Origin of the sequence: Mesorhizobium sp. M1A.F.Ca.IN.020.06.1.1 (assembly GCF_004023265.1) — a bacterium.
Classification (GTDB): Bacteria; Pseudomonadota; Alphaproteobacteria; order Rhizobiales; family Rhizobiaceae; genus Mesorhizobium.
In genome coordinates, this window is the sequence record NZ_RZSR01000329.1 from 1 (window position 1) to 5660 (window position 5660).

The 5660-nt window shown below is 61.5% G+C and carries 5 protein-coding genes and 1 pseudogene; 1 reads left to right on the forward strand and 5 read right to left on the reverse strand.

What is annotated here, in order from left to right:
- From EOA60_RS16040 to EOA60_RS16050, 3 genes and pseudogenes are all read right to left on the reverse strand, one after another.
- Positions 1 to 415: pseudogene (locus EOA60_RS16040) on the reverse strand (ABC transporter ATP-binding protein/permease); the annotation flags it as partial.
- A 495-nt stretch (positions 416 to 910) separates the two neighbouring features.
- The gene (locus EOA60_RS16045) at positions 911 to 1591 is read right to left on the reverse strand and encodes a DsbA family protein (RefSeq protein WP_095825407.1); all 681 of its coding nucleotides are present in this window, start codon (positions 1589 to 1591) and stop codon (positions 911 to 913) included.
- Positions 1592 to 1632: 41 nt separating this feature from the next.
- Positions 1633 to 3453: an extracellular solute-binding protein gene (locus EOA60_RS16050; protein WP_095825408.1), complete on the reverse strand. Its 1821-nt coding sequence runs from the start codon at positions 3451 to 3453 to the stop codon at positions 1633 to 1635.
- A gap of 285 nt (positions 3454 to 3738) precedes the next feature.
- On the opposite strand from EOA60_RS16050, the gene EOA60_RS16055 reads away from it, so the two are divergent.
- Positions 3739 to 4368, forward strand: a complete 630-nt coding sequence (locus tag EOA60_RS16055; RefSeq protein ID WP_095777677.1) for an invasion associated locus B family protein — start codon at positions 3739 to 3741, stop codon at positions 4366 to 4368.
- A gap of 78 nt (positions 4369 to 4446) precedes the next feature.
- Here EOA60_RS16055 and hspQ read toward each other — a convergent pair whose 3' ends face one another.
- Together hspQ and EOA60_RS16065 are read right to left on the reverse strand one after the other, a co-directional pair.
- Complete coding sequence (hspQ, locus tag EOA60_RS16060) at positions 4447 to 4770, reverse strand: heat shock protein HspQ (protein WP_066989816.1); 324 nt, start codon at positions 4768 to 4770, stop codon at positions 4447 to 4449.
- Positions 4771 to 4995: 225 nt separating this feature from the next.
- On the reverse strand, positions 4996 to 5660 hold a 665-nt coding region (locus EOA60_RS16065), incomplete at its 5' end, for an FAD-dependent monooxygenase (RefSeq protein WP_206628143.1).

Below are 5660 nucleotides of genomic sequence, written 5' to 3' on the forward strand. Positions count from 1 at the left end.
GGTCGATGTTGTCGGGAGCGACGATACCGCCGGCAACCGAGCCATGCTGGGCATGGAAATGGGTATGGTTGCCGTCGAGCAGCGCTTGGTTGAATTGGCTGTTCAGCCAGCCCCGCCATTTGCGATGCAAGGTTGCGGAAACGAGATTTCGCACTCCGGTGAAGCCGGCGTCCTTGAGCACGACCAACAGCACCAATATGCCGGCATTGGTCAGAAGCGTCTGGAGCGGATTGATATTGGCGGCGTCGTGGAAGAAGGCGATCGAATTCACCAGCTCGCCCGATGCCATGGCAAACCACACGCCAGCCTTGCTGGAGAGCGCTGTCAGCAGCGCGATGACGAGGGTGAGGGTCCAGGCTTCCTTCCACCGGTCGGAGAACCAGTAGGCTCGCATCAGCCCCCAGAATGTGCGCATCGACGATACCGGCGTCAGGGGCGAGGGCCTTGCCGCCTCGCTGGATGTTTGCTCCGGTACTGTACGTCGCGGTCTACCGACCCGAATCACGATCCCGCCCGAACCTTTCCTGTTTTGTTACACATGGTAACACCAATTGATCATTTTCCATTAATTTTCTTCCTCCGAATGGGAACAGGGTTACCGGCCGTGGCATGAAGGCAACAGAAAAGCTTTGCCGGCTGATATCTATCGGAGGGGAATTCGTGTTTTGGTTCAGCCGGTTGGGAACAGAGTTTCGGCTGGAAAGGACTTTCCCCAGGGGAAGCCAAAAACACGGTTTTGTGAAGGAATATTCAGCCCGATGCGCGGCCGGTCCATGGTTGAAGGGCTCGAAAAGTCCCTTCAGGAGACCTGGGGTTACCTCGAATCAACCGCCGTAGACCGCGGGAATCTCTCTCAGCAGTCATCACGGGCTTCCGCGTCGGCTGGGCGGAGGGGTGATGCGAACTTGGTCTAGTCCGCCGTTTCGAGCTCACCGCGCGCCTTGGCCGCAGCGACCTGGCGGATAGCATCGGCCAGCGTGTCGGCGTCCTGCGCGCCCATAACGGCATATTTGGCTTCGAGCAGGAAACAGGGCACGCCGGTGATGCCCATGCGCGAGGCGGTGGCGATTTCGTTGCGCACCGCCTCGACATCGGCATCCGTCGGCAGCAGCGTCTGGACCACGGAGCCGTCCATGCCGGCTTCGCGGGCGGCTTCGGTTAGGACGGCATGGTGGCCGAGATTGGCGCCTTCCTCGAAATTCAGCTGGAAGAGGCGTCGCACCAGCCGGTTCTGCACGTCCTCGCCGGCAGGCCCCGCCCAACGGATAACGCGGTGGGCGTCCAGCGTGTTGGGAGCGACCTTGATGGCGCCGAAGGCGAAATGGATGCCTTCCGCCTCGCCGAGCGGCTCAATGCGCGCATGGATCTGATGGATGCGTTCCTCGCTGCCGAATTTGCCCAGCATGTATTCGCGGCGACCCATGCCGCCTTGCGGAATGGTCGGATCGAGCTGGAACGGCCGCCAGCGCACGTGCACGTCGATATCGGCGGCAGCGGCGATCGCCCTGTCCAGCCGCTTCTGGCCGATGAAGCACCAGGGACAGACGACATCCGACACCACATCGATTGTGATCGAGTTCTCCGCGCTCATGCTCGTCTCCTTGCTTGGTCGGTGTCAGGCGGGGGATCGCGTCAGTTGGGCTTTCGCCACCATGTCGGCAGCTGATAGCCGAATATGGGCGTCTTTTGCGGATGTTCCAGGTAGCTCCAGTAAGCCAGCCACTGCTGCGTGTTGTATTGCATGGGCACCATGTAGTTGCCCGATATCAGCAGCCGATCGAGAACGCGCACCGCAGCGACATAGTCTTCCTTCGTGCGGGCATTCAGCATCGCGTTGATCGCCGCGTCGACCGCGGGATCGGCGACGCCGGCCAGGTTGAATGAACCCTCCTGCTTGGCGGCGACGGATCCCCAGCGCCCCACCTGCTCGCTGCCGGGCGAGAGCGAATTGTTGAAACCGCTTGTGCCGATCAGCACCTCGAAGTCGAAGCGCTGCTTGCGCGACTGGATTTGATCGCCGTCGAGGCCGCGGATGGTTACATCGATGCCGATCTTCTCCAGCGTGCGCTGATAGAGAGCCGCAAGCCGCTCCTCGTCCTGCGATGACGTCATGATCTCGAAGCCGAACGGATTGCCTTCAGGGTCGACCATCCGGCCGTCCTCTACGTGATAGCCAGCGCTTTTCAGGAGCTCGAAAGCCGCTCGCAGCACCTTGCGGTCCTGGCCGGAGCCGTCGGTGACCGGCGGCCGCCAGGTGCCGTCCATCACCTCGGCAGGGACGCGACCGGGGTAGGGGGCAAGCAGCGCCTTCTCCCGGTCGTCGGCGGGATGGCCGAGCGCGGACAGCTCGGAGTTCTGCCAGAAGCTCATGGTGCGATTGAACTTGCCGGCGAACAGGTTTTTGTTGGCCCATTCGAAGTCGTAGAGCATGCCGAGGGCGCGCCGCACGACCGGATTGGAAAACTTCGGCAGCCTGGTGTTGAACAGGAAGCCCGTCACCACGGGCGGAATACCGGTGTTGAAATATTCCTGCTTCACATCACCCTTGCGAAAGGCCGGGAAGTCGATATCGCGGTCGCGCTTGACCGGATCGGTCTCGTCGTCGAGGGCGCAGATGCCTTTCTTGAACGCTTCCGTCTTGGCGTTGGCGTTGAGGAAATACTCGATGGTGATCTGGTTGAAATTGTCGAAGCCGCGCTTAGATGGGATGTCCTTGCCCCAATAATTGGGATTGCGCTTGAACACGATGCGCTGTCCAGGCTGCACCTTGTCCACGGTATAGGGGCCGCTGCCGATCAGCGGCTTCAGCGAGGTCTTGTCGAAGGTCTCCTTGTCGAAGGCGTGCTTGGGGATGATCGGCGTCAGCGCGACGATCAGCGGAAATTCGCGATTGGCCTTTTCGTTGAAGGTGAACTTCACGCTGTGGTCGCCGGTCTTCTCCAGCCTGGCGATCATGCTCATGCGATCGCTGTAAGGCGGGCGGCCCTTGTCTTTGAACACATCGTAGGTGAACAGCACGTCCTCCGGCGTCACCGGCTGGCCGTCCGACCATTTGGCATTGGGATCGAGGTGGAACTCGATGCTCTTGCGATCCGGGTCCATGTCGGCGCTGTCGGCGAGCAGGCCGTAGAGGCTGAAGGGCTCGTTGTAGTTGCGCTGCATCAACGGCTCGAAGACCAGGTTGCCGTAGACCGTGTCGATCATGCCGCGCGCGGTGGTGCGCAGGCTCTTCAGGATGAAGGGGTTGAGATTGTCGAAACTGCCGACGACGCAATAGGTGACGCTGCCGCCCTTCGGCGCGTCGGGATTGACGTAGTCGAAATGTGTATAGTCCGCAGGCAGCGCCGGCTCGCCCTGCATGGCGATGCCGTGCTTCGGTTCCGACAAAGCCGGAAGCAGCGAGAGGGCCAGAAACGAGGTCGCGGCGATCAGCCGAACGAGAACGCGGTCCATGACCGTCTCCTTGCCGGGCAGCTTGGTGATTCGACATGCACCCTAGAGCATTTCGCTCCCCGATTGAATCGGCGCGCGCCGGTCGCTTGGGTTCAGTCGACGCATCGCCGATGAGGCCCGTCCAGGGCAGGAGAACGCGGCAAGAAAACGCGGAAACCGGGCTGGATTCGGCGCCGCTGGCAGTGTAACACGCGCTCCGAAGTCATGCTGTTGCCTCATTTGGGCAACAGGTAGCGGGACCACACGGCAGGAAGAAGCCGGTCCCCGGGATCATTTGAGAGGAAAGTGCACCATATGACGAGCAACGCGTATCGCCTTTCGGTGCTGGCCGCAGGCGTGGTCGGCGTTCTGGGCGCCGGGCTTTTCACCGCTTCCGCGCAGCAGCCGCCGCAGATTCCGCAGGGCTGGTTCAAGGCCTGCACCAAGCAGGAAGACGTCGATATCTGCAACGTGCAGAACATCGTCACGGCCGGCAATGGCCAGCTCGTCACCGGCGTCAGCCTGATCGAGCTCAAGGGCAAAGTGAACCGTAAGGTGTTCCAGGTGACGGTGCCGACCGGCCGTCTCGTTCCTCCGGGCATCGGCCTGCAGATCGATTCCGGCAAGGCGCAGAAGCTCGACTATGTGATCTGCTTCCCGGATCGCTGCGTGGCCGAAGTGCCGCTGACCGACCAGCTTGTCGCGTCCTTCAAGAAGGGCCAGCAGATCACGCTCACCTCGGTCAATTTCCAAAACCAGCCGAACCCGATCAAGGTTGCGCTGACGGGCTTCAGCGGCGCCTATGACGGCCCGCCGCTGCAGCAGTCGGACATCGAGGACCGCCAAAAGAAACTGCAGGACTTTGTCGCCAAGAACAACCAGGACTTCGCCAAGAAGCTTAAGGAAGAGCAGGACAAGGCGAAGACCGCCAACTGATTGTTGGAGCGTTTCTCCAGCATGCTAAAAAGCGAGCGGGGCAGGCGCCCCGCTTTTTTATTGTCGCTTGTTCAGCCCTCAGTGTTTCGAGTGACCTTTCGGCTCGTAGCGCCCGTCGGGCAGCTTGTCGAACATCTCGCCGATCTGCGGGTGCCGCACCGGCTCGCCCGACCGGTCCTCGAGCAGGTTCTGCTCGGATACATAAGCGATGTACTCTGTCTCGGAGTTCTCGGCGAGAAGGTGATAGAAAGGCTGGTCCTTGCTTGGACGCATGTCCGCCGGGATCGCTTCATACCATTCTTCGGTGTTGGCGAATTGCGGATCGACGTCGAAGATCACGCCACGGAACGGAAACAGCCGGTGGCGAACAACTTGTCCGATCGCGAATTTGGCCGTCTTCATCGCACTCACCACTTCGGTCCCGAGGCGCCGCAGCGGCTTGCGCGCACAGGGCGCCTAAGGTCTTGAATCTACACGTCACGCGCTCAAAAATCGACCCCGACTTTCGGCTTGGTACGATTTGGCGCAGACGTTGCTCCAATGCAATGCTTTACCGACGCCCTGGCCACCAAGCTACCTATCGGCAGGCGCAATGCTCGGCCGAAAGCGGTAGTTTGCAAATGTGCCTCAGCGCGCGGCCTGTTTCCTGAAGCCGCCGGCGAGCGCCCGAAAACCGCTTCCCGGCCGCAGGCCTTCGCGCATGAAGAAGGCGCGCAGCGGCGCGAAGCTGCCCAGCACGTTGAGGCCGGCGCTGCGCGCAAGCTGCGCCGGGAGCATGTCGGACAGCAGTGACATGTTGAGCAAGTTCACCGCACTGCTGCGCGCCAGGATGTCCGGACGGCGCCGCGTGTCGTAGGCGGCAAGGCTCAGCCTCGACCCGGGATCGTCGCGATTTTCGCTGGCGATTCCAATTAGATCGTCGATATCCCTGATGCCGAGATTGAGGCCTTGTGCCCCGATCGGCGGGAAGACATGAGCAGCCTCGCCGACAAGCGCCACACGGTTTTGCGCGAACCGACCAGGCGAGGCCGCCGAAAGCGGGTAGACTTGGCGGCCGGGCTCGACCGAGACCCGGCCGAGCATGGACTGCATTTGCTCTTCGACCCGAACAGACAGCATGGCATCGTCGAGCGCGGCCAGTTCCTGTGCCGTTTCCGGCTTCACCACCCAGACGAGACTGGAGCGCTTGCCCGGCAGCGGCACCTGCGTGAACGGCCCGGTCTCGGTATGGAATTCAGTTGAGATGAAGCCATGCTCGCTGCGATGGCTGAAATTGAGAACGAGCGCCGACT